The organism is Acinetobacter sp. YH12039 (assembly GCF_013420015.1).
GTDB lineage: Bacteria > Pseudomonadota > Gammaproteobacteria > Pseudomonadales > Moraxellaceae > Acinetobacter > Acinetobacter amyesii.
Genome location: NZ_VOZA01000019.1, coordinates 1 through 16,149 on the forward strand (window position 1 = coordinate 1; position 16,149 = coordinate 16,149).

Annotated in this window: 13 protein-coding genes and 1 pseudogene; 9 read left to right on the forward strand and 5 right to left on the reverse strand. The window is 42.2% G+C overall.

The genetic code is table 11. From position 1 onward, the window contains the following. Positions 1 to 111: pseudogene (locus tag FTT98_RS09530) on the forward strand (IS701 family transposase); the annotation flags it as partial. Between the two features lie 61 nt (positions 112 to 172). Here FTT98_RS09530 and hemJ read toward each other — a convergent pair. Further along, complete coding sequence (hemJ, locus tag FTT98_RS09535) at positions 173 to 625, reverse strand: protoporphyrinogen oxidase HemJ (RefSeq protein WP_180041062.1); 453 nt, start codon at positions 623 to 625, stop codon at positions 173 to 175. A 68-nt stretch (positions 626 to 693) separates the two neighbouring features. After that, positions 694 to 1,923 (reverse strand): beta-ketoacyl synthase N-terminal-like domain-containing protein, encoded by a 1,230-nt coding sequence (locus FTT98_RS09540; RefSeq protein ID WP_180041060.1) that lies wholly within the window; start codon positions 1,921 to 1,923, stop codon positions 694 to 696. Positions 1,924 to 2,196: 273 nt separating this feature from the next. On the opposite strand from FTT98_RS09540, the gene FTT98_RS09545 reads away from it, so the two are divergent. The 7 genes from FTT98_RS09545 to rimI all read left to right on the forward strand — a co-directional run bounded on the left by FTT98_RS09545 (position 2,197) and on the right by rimI (position 10,061). Further along, the gene (locus FTT98_RS09545; RefSeq protein ID WP_180041058.1) at positions 2,197 to 3,657 is read left to right on the forward strand and encodes an EcsC family protein; all 1,461 of its coding nucleotides are present in this window, start codon (positions 2,197 to 2,199) and stop codon (positions 3,655 to 3,657) included. A 155-nt stretch (positions 3,658 to 3,812) separates the two neighbouring features. Then, on the forward strand, positions 3,813 to 4,187 hold the full coding sequence (gene rpsL, locus FTT98_RS09550) for a 30S ribosomal protein S12 (RefSeq protein WP_000246374.1): 375 nt from the start codon (positions 3,813 to 3,815) through the stop codon (positions 4,185 to 4,187). A gap of 178 nt (positions 4,188 to 4,365) precedes the next feature. Then, on the forward strand, positions 4,366 to 4,836 hold the full coding sequence (gene rpsG, locus FTT98_RS09555; RefSeq protein WP_005011815.1) for a 30S ribosomal protein S7: 471 nt from the start codon (positions 4,366 to 4,368) through the stop codon (positions 4,834 to 4,836). 131 nt (positions 4,837 to 4,967) lie between these two features. Further along, the gene (fusA, locus tag FTT98_RS09560) at positions 4,968 to 7,103 is read left to right on the forward strand and encodes an elongation factor G (RefSeq protein ID WP_180004228.1); all 2,136 of its coding nucleotides are present in this window, start codon (positions 4,968 to 4,970) and stop codon (positions 7,101 to 7,103) included. Between the two features lie 93 nt (positions 7,104 to 7,196). Continuing rightward, the gene (gene tuf / locus FTT98_RS09565; RefSeq protein WP_180002848.1) at positions 7,197 to 8,387 is read left to right on the forward strand and encodes an elongation factor Tu; all 1,191 of its coding nucleotides are present in this window, start codon (positions 7,197 to 7,199) and stop codon (positions 8,385 to 8,387) included. Positions 8,388 to 8,603: 216 nt separating this feature from the next. Further along, on the forward strand, positions 8,604 to 9,485 hold the full coding sequence (locus FTT98_RS09570) for a metal-dependent hydrolase (RefSeq protein WP_180041056.1): 882 nt from the start codon (positions 8,604 to 8,606) through the stop codon (positions 9,483 to 9,485). A 117-nt stretch (positions 9,486 to 9,602) separates the two neighbouring features. Next, positions 9,603 to 10,061, forward strand: a complete 459-nt coding sequence (rimI, locus tag FTT98_RS09575) for a ribosomal protein S18-alanine N-acetyltransferase (protein WP_111885277.1) — start codon at positions 9,603 to 9,605, stop codon at positions 10,059 to 10,061. Between the two features lie 85 nt (positions 10,062 to 10,146). Here the strand turns inward: rimI and FTT98_RS09580 are convergent, their stop codons facing one another. From FTT98_RS09580 to trxB, 3 genes are all read right to left on the reverse strand, one after another. Next, positions 10,147 to 10,962 carry an arginyltransferase gene (locus tag FTT98_RS09580; RefSeq protein ID WP_078190044.1) on the reverse strand — a complete coding sequence of 272 codons (816 nt, stop codon included), beginning with the start codon at positions 10,960 to 10,962 and terminating at the stop codon, positions 10,147 to 10,149. Positions 10,963 to 10,983: 21 nt separating this feature from the next. Further along, the gene (aat, locus tag FTT98_RS09585) at positions 10,984 to 11,715 is read right to left on the reverse strand and encodes a leucyl/phenylalanyl-tRNA--protein transferase (protein ID WP_180041054.1); all 732 of its coding nucleotides are present in this window, start codon (positions 11,713 to 11,715) and stop codon (positions 10,984 to 10,986) included. 110 nt (positions 11,716 to 11,825) lie between these two features. Further along, the gene (gene trxB, locus FTT98_RS09590; protein WP_168379086.1) at positions 11,826 to 12,779 is read right to left on the reverse strand and encodes a thioredoxin-disulfide reductase; all 954 of its coding nucleotides are present in this window, start codon (positions 12,777 to 12,779) and stop codon (positions 11,826 to 11,828) included. A gap of 253 nt (positions 12,780 to 13,032) precedes the next feature. Between trxB and FTT98_RS09595 the strand changes: the two genes are divergently transcribed. Continuing rightward, complete coding sequence (locus FTT98_RS09595; protein ID WP_180041052.1) at positions 13,033 to 16,146, forward strand: DNA translocase FtsK; 3,114 nt, start codon at positions 13,033 to 13,035, stop codon at positions 16,144 to 16,146. Positions 16,147 to 16,149 lie beyond the last annotated feature (3 nt).

The following is a 16,149-nucleotide window of genomic DNA, read 5'->3' on the forward strand; positions in this document are numbered from 1 at the left end:
GAAAATATATATCGTTGGCAGAAGAAATTATTTAGACCAATTATCAAAAACTTCATTGATGACTTTATTCTCGATAAAAATCATCTGCTACCACAGAGAATCTATAAATGATAGTGCGTAAGTCCTATAGAAATAAAAAAGCCCCAATGAGTAGGGGCTTTTTTACAGTCGTTTAGAAGCTTGGCTTCACGACCACTAAAATGATCACTGCAAATAAAATCAAAGTTGGCATTTCATTAAAAAAACGCCAGAACTTATGCGATTTATAATGTGCATTTTCGATAAGCTTTTTACGGTAATAACCACATACAAAATGATAAATCACCAATAGTCCAACTAATCCAACTTTTAGGTAGAACCAAAGCGCTTCATGGTAGTGTCGAGTTGCATCACCCCAATCGACGAGGAAGTGCGCCGTGATCAGTGTAGCAATCATTGCGGGCCACATAATGCCGCGATATAGCTTGCGTTCCATGATTTGAAAGCGCTGATGACTCGTAGCATCATCACTCATGGCATGGTAGACATAAAGGCGAGGGAGATAAAATAGCGCTGCGAACCAGCAAACAACTGCGATGATATGTAATGCTTTGACCCAGAGGAAAGCATCTGATGGAGCATCCATATATTGACCCTTAAAAGGGCGGTGGGTGTGTGCTTTGGCACCGAAGCGCCAAAGCAGCAAACTTTATATTAAGCTTCCCATTTTTTGAAAACGAGGCAAGCGTTTACACCGCCAAAACCAAAACTGTTACTCATCACAGTATTCAATTTTGCATCACGTTTTTCAAGTACGATATCAAAAGGTTTTGCACCTTCGTCAAGTTCAGTCACGTTGATGTTTGGTGCAATAAAGTCATTTTGCATCATCAGAATAGAGTAAATCGCTTCTTGTACACCTGCAGCACCCAGACTGTGACCGGTCATCGATTTGGTCGAGCTGAGCGGAGGAACTTGCCCTTCACCGAAAGCACGCTCCATCGCTTTAAGTTCAGTGACATCACCTGCTGGAGTAGACGTACCGTGTGTATTTACATAGTCAATTTTGTCTACGCCGTGTTGTTTAGCTTCTTCTAAAGCCATAAGGATACAACGCGTCGCACCTTCGCCTGATGGTGCAACCATGTCAGCACCATCAGAGTTTGCTGCATAGCCGACAACTTCAGCCAAAATGTTTGCGCCACGTGCTTGAGCATGTTCAAGAGATTCTAGTACAACGAAGCCACCACCACCTGCGATCACGAAACCGTCACGGTCAGCAGAGTAAGGGCGTGAAGCAGTCGCTGGTGTGTCATTATATTTTGAACAAAGTGCGCCCATTGCATCAAATAAAAGACTTTGTGACCAATGGTCTTCTTCACCACCACCGGCAAGCATTAAGTCTTGTTTGCCCAATTGAATCAGGTTGTATGCATAACCAATGGCATCGGCAGATGTTGCACATGCGCTAGTAATCGTGTGTGCAATACCTTGCATTTTAAATGCAACACCCACGTTTGCGGTAATGGTGTTGGTCATGTTACGTGGTACAAAGAATGGACCAACTTTACGTGCACCTTTAGTGTCTAGAAGTTCTTTCATTTCAACAACAGATGCAGTTGAACCACCACCTGAACCACCAGTAATACCGTAACGTGGATTACCACCAATTTGTTCTGCTGTTAAGCCTGCATTTTCTACTGCAGCCAAAGCTGAGTTGTATGCATACATTGCGCATACGCCCATAAAGCGTTTTAAGCGGCGGTCAATACCGTCAAAGTTTTGTTCTGCAGCCGCACTGACATGACTTTTGAAATTAAGTTCAGCATAACTTGGGTTGAAACGTGTTCCAGAAATCCCGTTTTGCAAAGAATGAGTGACATCTTCTAATGTATTACCAATGCATGAGTTGATGCCCATACCAGTGATTACAACACGTTTCATCTACAGATCCTTTATAGGTAGTGTGTGAGCAAGCTATTGAAAGTATACGAAGGAAACTTTCTAAATAGACGAACTCATATAATTTGATTGGAATAATGATAGCAGAAAGCTTTTTGAATTCTTATGGCAAATCCTATGCCTATTTTTGACTGAGCTAATTTGCAACGATGCAGCAAAAAACTTAACTTAAAGATACATATTCAAGTTGTGATAAAGTTTGACTACACCTAGTATTTATCAAGAATTTCAAGAATAGTCTGAATGGGGTAGGGAATGGCGAAAATGAATAATAAACCAACGGCTGGTCTGCTCTCAAACGCCTTTGGAGTGGCTAAAAAGCTCAGTTCTACAGGGGTGTCTATTATCAATCATGTTGCACCCGAATCTGTAACTAAGGTCATTCAACCACAAAAAAATGGTCAAACCTTGGAAGGTCAGTCACGTCAGACGAGCGTATTTGATGTGAAAAAATATGATAATCCACAGCAAATCCTGCGTGAACACGTTCCGAATGTTTCTAGACAATTATTCGGTCGACATTTTAATACCGTAAATAATGTAGCCAATTTTGTTGCCCCTCAATTTAGCGACAAGATTTCTGACTATCTTTTTGATCGATTGAATCATTTTAGTTCGGATATTTCATCTGTAGATGCAGTGCTTGATGAAGCTGGCGTACGTGATTTAGAAGAGTTGACACAAGATGTCGATCGTTCACGCCGCATTAGTCAGGCCTTAGGCGAGCAAAATAAATGGATTGCTTCAATTCAAGGGGCTTTAACAGGTGCGACAGGTGTTATCGGTTCAAGTATTGATATCCCTGCTTCACTGATTATGACTTTACGAGTGATTTATCAAGTTGGACGTTCTTATGGTTTCGACTTAAGTAAAGAAAGTGATCAAGATATCGTTCAGTTTATTTTTAAACAGGTCGACCTGAGTTTAATTGCAGAAAAACAAACTTTGCTTATGGCAATAAAAGCTCTGAGTAGTACGCTACAAAATAGTGATTTACATCAGTTGCAGCAATTGGTGGGTTCAGACACCGATGCAGCAGCATTGAAAAAATATGTACTAGATGAAAATGGTCAGTTTAAGTGGGCATGGCTCAATCAAATGCCAAAAGTTTCATTGTTAAATCAGCTATCACGGTTATCTCCTGTGGCGAGTGTTGGTGTAAGTGTAGTGTATAGTCGCCGTTTAGTGGATGAAGTGAATCAGAAGGCACAGCAAGTCTTTTCTAATGCGCGCCAATATATTTTGCAGCATCAGGATATTAGCTTGTCACCTTTACATGCCTATGAGCGTTCTCTTGAGTTGCTTGCTCAAGCAACACCTAAATTACTAGAAGGTATTAAGGCGAAAGATATTGATTTGGCTGAGCCGGTACTAGATCAGACCATAGATGTTGCAGGTCATGAGAGTATCCGCGCAGTAAAAGTCATCAAAAAAGCACAAGTTAAAAACTCTGATGCAGCCGAAGTGGAAGTAGAGCAGGAACAAAAAGTCTCAGAAGGTTTGGAGGCACTTGCGGAGAAAGTTGTTGAGCCTCATGCACCCGGGGCTGCGCAAAAACCTGCTTTAGCTGAAAAAGATGAGTTTGATGTGTTGGAATCTGTACAGCAGGAGGATGTCCCAGTGGAAAAAGCTGCACCCAAAACTAAGCCGCGTAAAGCCAAAACAGCAGCCGTAGATAAAGTTACAAAAAAATCAGCAGATTCTTCTGAAAAATAAACTATTTATTTGTGGGTGAAAAATTGCGCAAATCACGATGAATAAATGTTTTCGATGATCGTATATTGTTGACCAATTTTAAGTCTTCGCTTACAATTGCATGCCCTCAAAAAGTAGTATTTTTTGGGGCTTTTTATTAACGGGAGAATTGCCAAATGGCAACAACAAATCAGTTGATCCGTAAGGGTCGTACAACTTTAGTTGAAAAATCTAAAGTTCCTGCGTTGAAGGCTTGTCCACAACGTCGTGGTGTTTGTACACGTGTTTACACAACTACACCTAAAAAACCTAACTCAGCAATGCGTAAAGTTTGCCGTGTTCGCTTAACTTCAGGTTTCGAAGTTTCTAGCTACATCGGTGGTGAAGGCCATAACCTACAAGAGCACAGTGTTGTTCTTATCCGTGGTGGTCGTGTTAAAGATTTACCGGGTGTACGTTACCATACCGTTCGTGGTTCTTTAGACTGTGCTGGTGTTAAAGATCGTAACCAGTCTCGTTCTAAATACGGTGCTAAACGTCCTAAGAAATAATCTGAAAAGATTAACTTCTTAGTTCGTTAGAACTGCAATCCTTTATCGTCTCGCTTGTCTGATTTCTGCATTTTTTGTGAAAATTCCAAGCGACGTATAGTAAGGCCAGCGAAAGCACATGACACTTTGTGCACCTGCTGGAGTAACCTGAAGTGTCATATTTATTAGGTGTATTAAAATGCCAAGACGTCGCGTAGTTGCTGCCCGTGAAATCCTTCCGGATCCTAAGTTCAGCAGCCAAACAATCGCTAAATTCATGAACCACGTAATGCAAGATGGTAAAAAATCTATTGCTGAAAGTATCGTTTACGGTGCTTTAGACCGCGTTCAAGAAAAATCTAAAGTAGACCCAGTTGAATTTTTCGAGACTACTCTTGAAAAAGTTCGTCCTATGGTCGAAGTAAAAGCACGCCGTGTTGGTGGTGCTACATACCAAGTGCCTATGGAAGTACGCCCATCCCGTCGTACTGCCTTGGCTATGCGTTGGTTAGTAGATGCTGCTGCTAAGCGTTCTGAAAAAACTATGGCTTTACGTCTTGCTGGTGAGTTGCTTGATGCAGCTGAAGGTAAAGGCGCAGCGATCAAAAAACGTGAAGATGTGCATCGTATGGCTGAAGCCAACAAAGCCTTCTCTCATTACCGTTTCTAAGCGGATAAAACAGCCCCTATTCAGGAGGGTGACAAATCAGTTGTCACTGTTTTGTCATCGAATCGCTTTAAGTTGCTATGCAGCTTAAAGCGTCCTGTTTTAAACAACAAAATTTAGGAATGCTAGAAATCATGGCTCGTCAAACCCCAATTTCTCGTTATCGTAACATTGGTATCTCTGCGCACATTGATGCTGGTAAAACTACCACTTCAGAACGTATTTTGTTCTACACAGGTGAGAGTCACAAACTTGGTGAAACTCACGAAGGTTCTGCAACTACAGACTGGATGGAACAAGAGCAAGAACGTGGTATTACTATTACCTCAGCGGCAGTAACATGCTTCTGGAAAGGGATGGGTAACCAATTCGAACAGCACCGTATTAACGTAATTGATACCCCAGGACACGTAGACTTCACTATTGAAGTTGAACGTTCTATGCGTGTTCTTGACGGTGCATGCATGGTTTACTGTGCTGTAGGTGGTGTACAACCTCAGTCTGAAACTGTATGGCGTCAAGCAAATAAATATAAAGTTCCACGTATTGCATTCGTGAACAAAATGGACCGTACTGGTGCGAACTTCTTCCGTGCTGTTGAACAAGTTAAAACACGTCTTGGTGGTAATCCAGTGCCAATCGTTGTTCCAATCGGTGCAGAAGAAAACTTCCAGGGTGTTGTTGACCTAATCGAAATGAAAGCGATTATCTGGGACGAAGCGTCTCAAGGTATGAAGTTTGAATATGGCGAAATCCCTGCTGAATTAGTTGAACTAGCTAACGAATGGCGTACTAACATGGTTGAAGCTGCTGCGGAAGCATCAGAAGAACTCATGGACAAGTACCTTGAAGAAGGTGAGTTAACTAAAGAAGAAATCGTTTCAGGTTTACGTGCACGTACATTGTTGAATGAAATTCAACCAATGCTATGTGGTTCAGCGTTCAAAAACAAAGGTGTTCAACGTATGTTGGATGCTGTAATTGAATTCTTACCTGCGCCGACTGATGTCGAGGCGATTAAAGGTATCCTTGACGACAAAGACGAAACTGAAGGTTCTCGTGAAGCGTCTGACGATGCTCCGTTCTCTGCGCTTGCGTTCAAAATCATGAACGACAAATTTGTAGGTAACTTAACATTCGTACGTGTTTACTCTGGTGTGCTTAAAGCAGGTAGCCCTTGCTATAACCCAGTTAAAATGAAGCGCGAACGTGTTGGCCGTATCGTACAGATGCACGCAAATGACCGTCACGATATTGAAGAAATTCGTGCGGGTGATATCGCAGCATGTGTAGGTCTTAAAGATACTACGACTGGTGATACATTATGTGATGAAAACAATGTAATTACACTAGAGCGTATGGAATTCCCAGAGCCAGTAATTGCGCTTGCGGTTGAGCCTAAAACTAAAGCTGACCAAGAAAAAATGTCTGTTGCTTTAGGTCGTTTGGCGAAAGAAGACCCTTCATTCCGCGTACGTACTGACGAAGAATCTGGTCAAACAATTATTGCTGGTATGGGTGAGCTTCACCTTGACATTATTGTTGACCGTATGAAGCGTGAATTCAACGTTGAAGCGAACATTGGTAAACCAATGGTAGCTTACCGTGAAACGATCAAAAAATCAGTTGAACAAGAAGGTAAGTTCGTACGTCAAACTGGTGGTAAAGGTAAGTTTGGTCACGTATACGTACGTTTAGAACCACTTGCTGAAGATGCTGGCAAAGATTACGAGTTCGCTGAAGAAGTTGTAGGTGGTGTAGTACCTAAAGAATTCTTCGGTGCGGTTGACAAAGGTATCCAAGAACGTATGAAGAATGGTGTCCTAGCTGGTTATCCAGTTGTTGGCATCAAAGCGACATTGTTCGATGGTTCTTACCATGACGTCGACTCTGACGAATTATCGTTCAAAATGGCTGGTTCTTACGCATTCCGTGACGGTTTCATGAAAGCAGATCCTATCTTGCTTGAACCTATCATGAAAGTTGAAGTAGAAACTCCAGAAGACTACATGGGCGATATCATGGGTGACTTAAACCGTCGTCGTGGTCTTGTTCAAGGTATGGACGATTTACCTGGTGGTACTAAAGCTATCCGTGCAGAAGTTCCACTTTCTGAGATGTTTGGTTACGCAACTCATATGCGTTCTATGTCTCAAGGTCGTGCAACTTATTCTATGGAATTCGCTAAATACGCTGAAACACCACGTAACGTGGCTGAAGGCATCATCGCTAAGTTCCAATCTGGCGGTAAAAAAGGTGACGACGAGTAATCTTTCGATTACTATAAGCCCAAACTAATTCATAGTTAAAAACCAAATGCTCATGCAGTATCCCTGCATGAGTAGTTTAAAAAGGAAGATCTCATGGCTAAGGCTAAGTTCGAACGTAATAAGCCACACGTTAACGTGGGTACAATTGGTCACGTCGACCACGGTAAAACTACTTTAACAGCTGCAATTGCAACTGTATGTGCAAAAAAATTCGGTGGTGAAGCGAAAGATTACGCTGCAATCGACTCTGCACCAGAAGAAAAAGCACGTGGTATTACAATTAATACTTCACACGTAGAATACGATTCTCCAATCCGTCACTACGCTCACGTAGACTGCCCAGGTCACGCCGATTATGTTAAAAACATGATTACTGGTGCTGCGCAAATGGATGGTGCGATCCTTGTATGTGCTGCGACTGATGGTCCAATGCCACAAACTCGTGAACACATCCTTCTTTCTCGTCAGGTAGGTGTACCTTACATCGTTGTATTCCTAAACAAATGCGACCTTGTTGACGACGAAGAGCTTCTTGAATTAGTAGAAATGGAAGTTCGTGAACTTCTTTCTACTTATGACTTCCCAGGCGACGACACTCCAGTAATCCGTGGTTCTGCTCTTGCAGCGCTTAATGGTGAAGCTGGTCAATACGGCGAAGATGCTGTAGTTGCTCTTGTTGAAGCTCTTGACTCTTACATCCCAGAACCAGAACGTGCTATCGACCAAGCATTCCTTATGCCAATCGAAGACGTATTCTCAATTTCAGGTCGTGGTACAGTAGTAACTGGCCGTGTTGAAACTGGTATCGTGAAAGTAGGCGAAGAAGTTGAAATCGTTGGTATTAAAGATACAGTTAAAACAACTGTAACTGGCGTAGAAATGTTCCGTAAACTTCTTGACGAAGGTCGTGCGGGCGAGAACTGTGGTGTTCTTCTACGTGGTACTAAACGTGAAGATGTTCAACGTGGTCAAGTACTTGCTAAACCAGGTACAATCAAACCGCATACTAAATTCGACGCAGAAGTATACGTACTTTCTAAAGACGAAGGTGGCCGTCATACTCCATTCCTTAACGGTTACCGTCCACAGTTCTACTTCCGTACAACTGACGTAACTGGTGCGATCGCGCTTAAAGAAGGCGTAGAAATGGTTATGCCTGGTGACAACGTAGAAATGTCAGTAGAATTAATCCACCCAATCGCAATGGACGCTGGCTTACGCTTCGCGATCCGTGAAGGTGGTCGTACAGTTGGTGCGGGTGTAGTTTCTAAAGTAACTGCATAATCACTAAATGTGTGTAAAAAAGCGCCTCTTTGAGGCGCTTTTTTTTATGCTTATTCAATGTGATAGGGAAATTGTCTGACAATATTTTTGAAAGCTGTCCTTTAGTGATAATTCACTGTCCTTAACTGAAATAATTACGCGTCAATAAAACCGTAATATGAACTCAAGAAAACCAATAAAAGTTTGAGTATTTCATAACTCAAAAAGGAGTTAGGCATGAACGCTAAAGTAAAGATTACTAATCGAGCAGGTGCAAGTTTCCCTGTACGTCGCATGAATTTTGATTTTGATGCGGTACCAGAGTACTGGATGAATGGCTCAGCAGGTTTGACACATTTTATGACCGCATTGTCTGCTTTATTTCCCGCGGGTGAAATGTTCTTTATTGATAGTGTGCGTGCCGTACGTAAACACCCATCGATCGCAAATAATGAAGCCCTACAAAAAGAAATTAGTGCTTTCATTGGTCAAGAAGCAATGCATACGCAAGAGCATGAGGGTTTTAATGCTTCTGCACAAAAATACGGTCATGATGTCGAAACACTTGATAAGGCAACGGGTCGTGTTATCCAAGGTGTACGTAAAGTCTTTGCACGTATTGGTAAATCTGTTGGTATTACTCAAGAAATGGTGGATCTTACTGCAACTACGGCACTTGAGCATTTCACTGCAACGATTGCTTCACAGTTATTGGTAAACCCACATATTCAAGCCTTAATGACTGATGAAACCATGAAAAATATGTGGTTATGGCATGCGATTGAAGAAAATGAGCATAAAGCCGTAGCTTATGATGTATTTGAAGGTGTCTTTGGTCAGGGAATAAAGGCCTACGCACTCCGTACAGGTTCATTGATTGGCGCAATGGTGACTTTATTCTTCGTACAAAGTTATTTTGTCGCTCGTTTATTAAAAGAAGATAACAAGCTTAATTTTGAAGCATTAAAAGATATTTATACCTATGGTTATAGCCCTTCAAAAGGCATCATCACTGGTATGGGTAAAGAAATGCTGATGTATTTTAAACCAGGTTTTCACCCGAATGATTTAGATACTTCTGGTTTGTTAAAAACGTGGAAAGCATATTTGGGTCTCTAATCACAGCGCTGTGGTGACTTTTTCAGAAGGGCGATGTAAATCGCTCTTTTTTTTATTCAACTTTATAGACAAACTTTTTATAATGCGCATACCCTAGCTATAGAAAGATAAACGAAGATGATTCGTTTGATGCAAGACGCTGATGTCCAGCAGGTTTACGATATCGAGCGCCGCGTACAAAGCCATCCTTGGACCATAAAACAATTTCAAGAATCGATTGCTGCCTATCAAAGTACGGTGATTGAGCGACAAGGAAAAGTTGTAGGTTTTTGCATTTTACAACCCGTTTTAGATGAAGCAAATTTATTGTTAATGGCGATCGATCCGAGCCAGCAAGGCAAAGGATTAGGTTTTCAATTGCTCGATGAATCTATTGCCTTACTCAAAAATAACCCCATTCAAATCTTCTTAGAAGTGCGAGAAGGTAATCAACCAGCGATCCGTTTATATGAAAAAGCGGATTTTCATCAAATCGATTTGCGAAAGAATTATTATCCAAATGCCGATGGAACTCGTGAGCACGCCATTATTATGGTGAAGACTTGTGGTGATGATTTTGCAGCTTTATTTAAATAAAAGCGGTGAAGCGTAATCAGATTTAAAGAAAGCATTCGTGAATATACGGATGCTATTTTATTGAATATCTTTTGTTTGATCCCTTTTATTTAATAATAGGATTGTTCCAGCCGGAAGGTAAGGTGGTCATCAGGGAATCCCCCAGTTGGCTAATTTCTTCTTGGGTCAGTGGTCGGTTGAGTCGACGCCATTGTCCATCAAGCAGAAGTTCCAGTGGAATATACTGAGATTTATAATTCATTTTTTGCGAATCGGGTACCCAATAGCCCAAGTAGACATATTGCAGTCCAAGCTTTTGTGCGTGCTCGATTTGTTTCAGAATGGCAAAAGTCCCTAGGGAGCGACGGCTTTCATCAGGATCAAAAAAGGTATATACCGCTGAAATACCATCATCAAGTGGATCACAGGTAGATACACTGATCAGTTGCTCATCTAACCACAACTCTAAAAAGAAACTGTCAGTGCAGCTATTAATTAAAAATTTTTCAAATTGATCTTGGCTAGGTGGGTACATATCACCATCAGCATGCCGCTCATTAATGTAGCGTTCGTACAGCGCATAATGCTTTGCATCGGCATCTTGAGGGCGGCTAATTTTCACCGTTAAATCTTGATTCCGTTTCCACGCTTTTTTTTGCACGCTGTTCATTTGAAATTCATGAACAGGAACGCGAGAGGACAAACATTGGCGACAAAGATGACATTCAGGGCGGTAGACAAAATCACCACTACGACGAAAACCCATGCGGGAAAGTTCAGATAACGTGACCACATCAATACGATGGACAGGGTCAAGAAAGACCATCCGGGCAGATTTATTTTCTAAGTAGCTACAATCATGCGGAGGCGTGATGTAGTACTGTAATTCGTTCAACAGGGACTTCGGTTGATAGGAATTCATCGTAATATCCCTCTTTTATTGTCATGCGCTGAGACTTGCCCATTGCGCTATTGTTTTACTTGAAAATACACTGTCCTGATACTTTTTCCAATCGATAGAGGGTTGTTTAACAACATCTTGTAACGAATTAAGGTATTGTTGGCGAGAAAGTGTACTCGCACCTAAGCTTAAGAGGTGATCGTTGACCAATTGGCAATCAATCCATGGCAACTGATTCTCTTGCCCGATGAGCATTAAGGTGTAAAACGCCATTTTAGAGACATCTGTTCGTGTACTAAACATAGACTCGCCAAAGCAGCCATGACCAATATTGACCCCATAGAGGCCACCTACAACAGTCTCGTTTTCCCAAACTTCAATGCTATAAGCATAGCCTGCGTCAAACAGCGCAGAATATCCCTGAATAATATCTTCTGAAATCCATGTTTCATTGGCATAACTACGCGGCAAAGAACATGAGCGAATCACAGTTTCAAACGCATGATTAATGGTGATCTTATAGTCCATTTTTTTCATGCTGCGTAATAACGATTTACTCGGATGATAGTCATGCGGTCGAATAATGCAGCGGGGTTCAGGACACCACCAACAAATTGGATCACCTTCACTGAACCATGGGAAAAGACCGTGACTATAGGCTTCAAACAGTGTGGAAGGGGAGAGGTCAGCACCGATGCAAATTAAGCCTTCACCTTCGGGATCGCATTCAACAGGATCGGGGAAAGTAAATTCAGAAGGAGGGAGTATCGGCATGCCAAGCTTCTTATTGAGGTATACGGATTTTTATCATACATAAAAAAGCCGACCATCAGGTCGGCTAATTTTTAAAAATGTTTAGCTAAGCAAATGACTTAAGCAAAAGATTATTCACCGAGTGCATCAAGGTATTTTTCAGCATCGAGTGCAGCCATACAGCCTGAACCTGCAGAAGTAATGGCTTGACGGTAAATGCTGTCGGCAATATCACCCGCAGCAAATACACCCGGAATAGATGTTTGTGTTGCATTACCCGCAGTTCCGCTTTGAACTTGGATGTAGCCATCACGTAGGTTTAATTGACCATCAAAAATACCGCTGTTTGGTTTGTGACCAATTGCCACAAACATACCAGTGACATCAACATTTTGAGTTGAATCATCTTGCGTAGATTTAATACGTACAGAAGTCACACCGGTGTTATCGCCAATGACTTCATCCACTTGGTGATTCCAGATGATGCTGATTTTACCTTCTTTTTCTTTAGCAAAAAGATGATCTTGCAGAATCTTCTCTGAACGTAAAGAGTCACGACGGTGTACTAAAGTGACATGCGATGCAATGTTCGATAGATACAGCGCTTCTTCGACAGCAGTATTACCACCACCGACAACCATGACTTTTTGGTTTTTGTAGAAGAAACCATCACATGTTGCACATGCGCTTACGCCTTGACCCATAAATGCAGCTTCAGATTCAAGACCTAAATATTGTGCAGTTGCACCTGTACAAATAATTAATGCATCACAAGTGAACTCTTCCATATCGCCTTTAAGTACGAACGGACGAACATTGAGGTCAACTTCATTGATATGGTCATACACGATTTCTGTGCCAAAACGCTCAGCATGTGATTGCATTTGTTCCATTAGGGCAGGGCCAGTTAAGCCTTCTGCACCACCTGGCCAGTTGTCTACTTCTGTCGTTGTAGTCAATTGACCGCCTAATTGAATACCTGCGATGAGTGTCGGTTTCAGGTTCGCACGGGCAGCGTATACCGCAGCGCTATAACCTGCAGGACCAGAACCTAAAATAATTAGACGTGAGTGACGAGCGCTCATCCGTAGAATCCTTTTTTTATATGATAATTTGTGGAATTATACGTCAAAGTTTGAAACGATTGTGTGAGATTAAAGTCGATATTATTGATCATCGAAATCGTTTTGAGCTATATAGAATAAAGTTAACAACTATACTTAAATTATCTTGCATCTTTTTTATTGAACAGGTGCATAATAACAGGTTTAGATTCAGCCCATTTTTGTTGTGGGTAATGACAAAAACATTCATGAAGAATTGGTTACAGGAACGTATATGACAGCGGTGTCGGGTGCATATGCACAGCGCTTAATAATGACATTATTCCTTGTTTCATTTGGGATATATCTGTTCCTTGCAACAGTCACATATACGCCATTTGATCCGGGATGGATGCATTTATCCAGTGATACTCAGCAAGTTTCAAATGCCAGCGGCGTCGCAGGTGCATGGATCGCTGATTTACTCTATGGATTTTTAGGTTGGGCAAGTCTGCTGATACCTGTCTATTTATTTCTCGAAGCAATTCAAGTGTGGTGGCCACGTAGTTTTCTAAACCGTCCATTTCGCTATGCCGCTCAGTTCTTTATTTTACTGGCAACTTCAAGTTTACTTTTCCTGTTTTGGAATGTCCCTGAAGATACTTTAGAAAATGCATCGGGCGGGATCATTGGCTATGAACTGGGTCAAAGTCTTGAACAAATATTAACGGTCTATGGTGCAGCAATATTTCTTGTTGCATTTTGGATCATGTTGTTCACTTTGGCCTTTGGCATCAAGTGGAATAAGACATGGGCAACCATGAAATCCACACCAGCTTATCTGCAAGATTTGTTCTATCGCAATGTGCCTGAAGGCGACACCGCATTTGACCGTACAGTACCAACGACTAAAAAAGATAGTGCTGCTGCGCATGCATCAAAAGTGGTTGCACCAGTAACACCAGCCGACGAACATCATGCGGTCGATGTCGATCCTGTGGTACGTGATCGCGTCGCTGAACGTTTATTTGATGATATTGCCGATAAAGAATGGGCAGACAAAGAATGGAACGCACAGCATTCATCTGCGGTAGATTTGGCAGAGACTGCTACGCCATCTGATGAAGATTTTGAACATACCTTGGCGAAAGTGCATCAGCTTGAACAAGATCAACAACGTGTTGTTGCAACAGGTGAAGTTTGGCGCGCATTACATTCCAATGATGACCAACGTCATAAACAAGATATTGATGCTTTACTCAAAGCTGCGGAAGAAGAGCAGCCTGCCAATCAAACTGAATATTTCAACAAAACAGCAGATGTGCATTCGACTTCTTCGACAGAAGCAGCGCCAGCGGCTAAAAAATCAGTTGATTGGGATGATGATGAAATCTTTGATGAGCTATTAGCGGCTGTTCCAAATAGTAAAACAGCGACGGATGTGCATAGCCCATTTAATACAGCTCAAAATGAAAGTCCAGCAACGCATTCAAATGAATTTGCTACAGGTGCTGCTGCCACAGTTGCAGGTTTAGGTGTAGCTGCTGCACAGATTACACCGCTGACCACACCGAAAAATATCAGTGCTGAAACTGAATTTAATGATCTCGATGATTTGCTGGTTGAAGAAGCAGAGCCAGCGATAGAACAGTCACAGCCAGTTCGTACAACCAGTAGTTATGCGCAATCTACGCCTTTGGTTCGTGCTGAAATTAATACGCAGCCGCAGACTTTTGTATCTGATGATGAAAAAGCCTTAATCAGCTCGAATAAAGATGCTTTCCGTGAAGTGTGGCAAGAAACGGCGGGTAAACCTGAAGACATCGATTTAGATCTCGAAGATGATTTTGACTTTGATGCGCCTTTAACTGATGCTTCTGGTCGTCCAATGTCACGTGCGATGCAAGTGGCACAAAAACGCTTGGATTTACCGACTTTGCCGGGCTTGGAAATCTTAGATCCTGTAGATCCGAACAAGAAAGTCAATTTCACTGCAGAGCAATTGTCTCGCTTGTCTGAACTTTTAGAAATTAAACTGCAAGAGTTTAATGTCAAAGCCAAAGTTGTAGAGGCACAGCCGGGACCAGTCGTAACACGTTTTGAACTTGACTTGGCACCTGGTGTGAAAGCGTCTAAAGTCACCAATATTTCACGTGACTTGGCGCGTTCGATGTCTATGGCTTCTGTACGTGTGGTGGAAGTTATTCCGGGTAAACCGTATATCGGGATTGAAGTCCCAAATAGTTCACGTGAAATGGTTCGTCTTATTGAGCTGTTAGAAACGCCGGCATACCGTGATCCAAATGCCTTACTTAGTATGGCGATGGGTAAAGATATTTCGGGTAATCCTGTCTTGGCCGATTTGGCGAAAGCGCCGCATATGTTGGTGGCAGGTACTACAGGTTCTGGTAAGTCAGTCGCAGTCAATGCCATGTTGCTATCGATGTTGTTGAAATACACACCTGAGCAACTGCGACTCATCATGATTGACCCGAAACAGTTGGAACTTGCCAACTATAACGATATTCCACATTTATTAACGCCTGTTGTAACCGACATGAAAGATGCGGTGAGTGCATTGAACTGGTGTGTCAATGAAATGGAGCGTCGTTATAAGCTGATGTCCTTGATGAAAGTGCGTAAGCTGACTGACTTTAACCGTAAAATTGAAGAAGCAATGGCCAATGGTGAAGATCTGATTGATCCAACTTGGAAGCCAGATGACTCTGCAACCCAAAGTCGTGCGCCACGTTTACAGCCAATGCCGTTGATCGTAATTGTTGCCGACGAATTTGCTGACATGATCATGCAAGTGGGTAAAAAAGCCGAAGAAATGATTACCCGTCTTGCACAAAAATCACGTGCAGCAGGGATTCATTTGCTGTTGGCGACACAGCGTCCAACCGTAGATGTGGTGACGGGTTTGATCAAAGCCAATATTCCAACCCGTGCTGCGCTACGTGTCAACAGTAAACTGGATTCACGTACTATCTTAGATGCTGGTGGTGCAGAAGACTTACTGGGTCATGGTGATATGTTGTTCCTCGGACCGGGTAAAATTGAACCTGAGCGGGTGCATGGCGCGTTTATTTCAGACGATGAAGTGAACCGTATTTGTGATGCATGGCGTGAGCGCGGTGAACCGAATTATGTCGATGAGATCCTCACGCCTTATGATGAAGAGCCGACATCTCGCGGTTTTGAAGATGGTGATGGTGGATCAGACCGTGATGCGCTGTATGATCAATGTGTTAGTTTCGTTTTGGAAACACGTAAAGCTTCTACTTCTTCGCTGCAACGTAAATTCAGTCTCGGCTATAACCGTGCTGCACGGATTATTGATCAGATGGAAGAAAATGGTATCGTCAGTGGGATGGGGCCAAATGGTAAACGAGATATCTTGGTCTAAGTC

Bases quoted from the DNA above. Each gene is read 5' to 3' on its own strand.
- hemJ (WP_180041062.1), bottom strand. From the start codon at position 625: ATGGATGCTCCATCAGATGCTTTCCTCTGGGTCAAAGCATTACATATC.
- FTT98_RS09595 (WP_180041052.1), top strand. From the start codon at position 13,033: ATGACAGCGGTGTCGGGTGCATATGCACAGCGCTTAATAATGACATTA.
- rimI (WP_111885277.1), top strand. From the start codon at position 9,603: ATGATTCGTTTGATGCAAGACGCTGATGTCCAGCAGGTTTACGATATC.
- FTT98_RS09580 (WP_078190044.1), bottom strand. From the start codon at position 10,962: ATGAATTCCTATCAACCGAAGTCCCTGTTGAACGAATTACAGTACTAC.
- FTT98_RS09570 (WP_180041056.1), top strand. From the start codon at position 8,604: ATGAACGCTAAAGTAAAGATTACTAATCGAGCAGGTGCAAGTTTCCCT.
- rpsL (WP_000246374.1), top strand. From the start codon at position 3,813: ATGGCAACAACAAATCAGTTGATCCGTAAGGGTCGTACAACTTTAGTT.
- aat (WP_180041054.1), bottom strand. From the start codon at position 11,715: ATGCCGATACTCCCTCCTTCTGAATTTACTTTCCCCGATCCTGTTGAA.
- rpsG (WP_005011815.1), top strand. From the start codon at position 4,366: ATGCCAAGACGTCGCGTAGTTGCTGCCCGTGAAATCCTTCCGGATCCT.
- FTT98_RS09545 (WP_180041058.1), top strand. From the start codon at position 2,197: ATGGCGAAAATGAATAATAAACCAACGGCTGGTCTGCTCTCAAACGCC.
- tuf (WP_180002848.1), top strand. From the start codon at position 7,197: ATGGCTAAGGCTAAGTTCGAACGTAATAAGCCACACGTTAACGTGGGT.
- FTT98_RS09540 (WP_180041060.1), bottom strand. From the start codon at position 1,923: ATGAAACGTGTTGTAATCACTGGTATGGGCATCAACTCATGCATTGGT.
- trxB (WP_168379086.1), bottom strand. From the start codon at position 12,779: ATGAGCGCTCGTCACTCACGTCTAATTATTTTAGGTTCTGGTCCTGCA.
- fusA (WP_180004228.1), top strand. From the start codon at position 4,968: ATGGCTCGTCAAACCCCAATTTCTCGTTATCGTAACATTGGTATCTCT.